Source organism: Elioraea sp., from assembly GCF_051860475.1.
Taxonomy (GTDB): Bacteria; Pseudomonadota; Alphaproteobacteria; order Acetobacterales; family Acetobacteraceae; genus Elioraea.
In genome coordinates, this window is the sequence record NZ_JBHYDW010000265.1 from 1 (window position 1) to 2,284 (window position 2,284).

A 2,284-nucleotide genomic window follows, 5' to 3' on the forward strand; every position below is an offset into this window, starting at 1 on the left:
TCCCAGAGCTCCGACGCGCATCCGCCGAGCAGAGCCAGGGCGACGGCGAGCGCGCAGGCCCGACGAAGGAGATGGCTCATGGCTCTCTCCGGCAGTAGACGCGCCAAGCCACGCCGATCGCATCGCGCTCGGCGTGCTGGACGACGAGGGTCTCGGCTCCGACGGTGAAGGTGTCGCCCGAGGCGAGGTCCAGGACGTCCGCCACGGCGACGGTGAGCACGTCGGTGGCCTGGATCACGGCGGTGTTGAAGGCGGACGCCACCCGGTCGGGCGACGACCGCACCACCCGCACCGGCACGGGTGGCCCGGCGCCGCCCTGGCGCCAGAGTGCATCCACCCCGACGTGCGGATCGGCGAGGAGATCGCCGAGCGCCGCGGCGAAGACGTCCACCTCAGTTCGAGGAGAAGATCCGCACGGCGAGCCGGGGCCGCTTGTTGACCGGCAGGATCGAGGCCTCGGTCTTCACCTCGATCGCGGACCCATCCGGACGCGCGAGCTGCCGCGCATAGATCGGCAGCCCCATCGTGTTGACGGTCTCGATCAGGTTCGCCGGCGCGCCATAGGTGACGAAGGTGTCGAGCGTGCCGAGTGGGAACGCCATCCCCTCGCTCGCCGGCACCAGCTTCTCGGTGCCGCCCGTCGAGAGCGTCACCGTCGCGTTGTACTCCTCGAACACCACGCCGGAGAACGGGAAGCGCCGGCGCGTATCCTCGCGCAGCGGCTGCGCGCCCGTCGAGGCGTAGTACTTGTAGGCGTCCTCGACCTTGGCGTGGCCGATCAGCTTGTCGAAGAACTCGGGGCTGACCAGGGCGTGCACGCCGGTCATGGTCTCGCCCTTCAGCTCCTCCTCGACCAGGCGCAACAGGGTCCGCACCTTGGCCTGCACGCTGGTGGTGGCGGTGCCGAGCAGGAAGTCCACCTCGAGCTGGGTCAGCCCGAACTCGGTGAAGTAGTTGTAGAGCGTCGTCCCGGCGCCATCCTTCACCACTCCCCGGAGCGCGTTGACCTCCATGTACTCGCGGGTCTGGGCGTGCTTCACGCGCATCCGCGTCAGCTTGCGCTCCATCACGGTGGCGAGCGGATCGGCGGCGTCGGCCACACCGAAGCCGCGCACGCCCTGGATGTCCTGCGGGGTGATGACGTCGTCGTGCGGGATCCAGGGCACGGTGAAGGAGCGCATCGAGCGGAGGTCGCGGTTGGCGACGGTCGCCGGCCCGCCGAGCGGCACGGTGGGGAGCAGGTTCAGCACCCCCTCGGCCTGCTCGATGATCACCGAGCGCTGGGTGACGCCGTCGAAGCGGAACAGGCCCATCTGCCCGAGGCGGGTGTAGACGTTGGGCAGGATGTTGATGGCCTGGGTCATCTCGGCGAGCGAGTAGCCGCCGGCGTCGAACGGATTGATGATGGCGACCATCGGTCGGCCTCCTGTGCGGGAAACAGAAACGGCGCCACGAGGGCGCCGCTGGACTCAGGATGGATGAGCGGCTGCGCTCAGGCGGTGTCGCGCGGGACGATGCCGGCGGCGCTGAGCTCGGCGTGCTTTGCGGCGACCTCGGCCGGCTGGTCGACCGAGGGGTCGAACACCAGGGCAGCCTTCGAGACGATCGCCGGCCCGCGCGCGACCACCAGGCCATCGCGATCGCCGGCCATTGCATCGACCGCCTCGATCAGCACCGCGAGTGCGGTCTCGGCGCCCTCGTCACCGGTCACCGTGGCGGCGGGCGAAAAGCGGTAGATGCCGGAGGCGGCGATCCTGCCGAGCACCGCGCCGAGCGGGTAGGTGGTGCCGCCCTTCAGCGTCACCACCTCACGGGTGTAGTTGCCGTTGAGTTCGTACTTCAGCAGGTCGCCGAGCGTCGGCGCCATCACCAGAACGGGCATGGGTTCGGTCTCCTGATCAGAGCTGGGCGGTTGCAGCGCGCTCGCGGGCGCGGCGGACGATCGGGCTTTCGTCTGCGCTGCCGGGCTTGGGGGCCGCGGCGATCACCGCGCTCGCCTCGGCGCGCGACGCGAGCGTGTCGAGAACGGAGCGGCGCAGCGCGTGGGCGGCGATGCCGCGCCGGATGGCATCCGCCGCATCGACGGTGACGCCGAGCCGTGCGGCCTGCGCCGCAACCTCGGCGATCTCCGCGGCGGCGGCGCGCGCGGCGTCGTCCTGCGATGCCGGCGCAGGCTCCGGCGGCGCGGCTTCGCCCGTCTCCTGCGTCTCCGCAGCGGACGTATCGTCGGGTTCGACCGGATGGGTCATCATCACTCTCCTCGAAGGGGCCTGGGTGGTGGCAC

4 protein-coding genes are annotated in these 2,284 nt (G+C 70.7%); all 4 read right to left on the bottom strand.

What is annotated here, in order from left to right:
* Positions 1-76: 76 nt before the first annotated feature.
* Positions 77-391: a head-tail joining protein gene (locus ACTIFU_RS23450; protein ID WP_439580745.1), complete on the bottom strand. Its 315-nt coding sequence runs from the start codon at positions 389-391 to the stop codon at positions 77-79.
* 1 nt (position 392) lies between these two features.
* Entirely contained in the window at positions 393-1,415 is a 1,023-nt protein-coding gene (locus tag ACTIFU_RS23455) for a major capsid protein (protein WP_439580746.1), read from the bottom strand.
* 77 nt (positions 1,416-1,492) lie between these two features.
* Positions 1,493-1,882: a head decoration protein gene (locus ACTIFU_RS23460; protein ID WP_439580747.1), complete on the bottom strand. Its 390-nt coding sequence runs from the start codon at positions 1,880-1,882 to the stop codon at positions 1,493-1,495.
* A gap of 16 nt (positions 1,883-1,898) precedes the next feature.
* Positions 1,899-2,249 carry a hypothetical protein gene (locus tag ACTIFU_RS23465; protein ID WP_439580748.1) on the bottom strand — a complete coding sequence of 117 codons (351 nt, stop codon included), beginning with the start codon at positions 2,247-2,249 and terminating at the stop codon, positions 1,899-1,901.
* Positions 2,250-2,284 lie beyond the last annotated feature (35 nt).

Bases quoted from the DNA above. Each gene is read 5' to 3' on its own strand.
- ACTIFU_RS23460 (WP_439580747.1), bottom strand. From the start codon at position 1,882: ATGCCCGTTCTGGTGATGGCGCCGACGCTCGGCGACCTGCTGAAGTAC.
- ACTIFU_RS23455 (WP_439580746.1), bottom strand. From the start codon at position 1,415: ATGGTCGCCATCATCAATCCGTTCGACGCCGGCGGCTACTCGCTCGCC.
- ACTIFU_RS23465 (WP_439580748.1), bottom strand. From the start codon at position 2,249: ATGACCCATCCGGTCGAACCCGACGATACGTCCGCTGCGGAGACGCAG.